Origin of the sequence: Mesorhizobium sp. M8A.F.Ca.ET.207.01.1.1 (assembly GCF_004794715.1) — a bacterium.
Classification (GTDB): domain Bacteria; phylum Pseudomonadota; class Alphaproteobacteria; order Rhizobiales; family Rhizobiaceae; genus Mesorhizobium.
Genome location: NZ_SRUS01000103.1, coordinates 1 through 428 on the forward strand (window position 1 = coordinate 1; position 428 = coordinate 428).

General features: G+C 68.7%; 1 protein-coding gene. It reads right to left on the minus strand.

The features are described from left to right. On the minus strand, positions 1–428 hold a 428-nt coding region (locus EN850_RS33660), incomplete at both ends, for a hypothetical protein (RefSeq protein WP_210238006.1).

Below are 428 nucleotides of genomic sequence, written 5' to 3' on the forward strand. Positions count from 1 at the left end.
GGCCACCACGCTGGCGCCATCCGGCGACCACGCGAAGTCATCATTGCCACCGAACGGCTTGGACGGGGCGTCGCCGTCGATGGTCGCGCTCAGCGCCGAAGCGCCCTTGACCGCGCCGGCCTTGGCCGTCGGCAGCGGCGCGACGAACAGGGTGTTGCGGCGGCCGTCGTTCCAGGTGTCCCAGTGGCGCACGAACAGCGAATCGAAGACCTTGCCGCTGGCCTTGGCGCCGGCCACGTCCTTCAGCTTCTTCTCGGTGCAGGCCAGGTCCGATGCACAGGCCTGGAACACGCCGGCGCTGAACAGCACGCGGTCGTCCTGCGGCGACACGTGATAGCTGTCCACGTCCACAGGGAAGTCGGTCAGCTGGCGCGGGGTGCCGCCACCGATCGGCTGTGCATATAACTGCTGGCTGCCGTTCTTGGCGC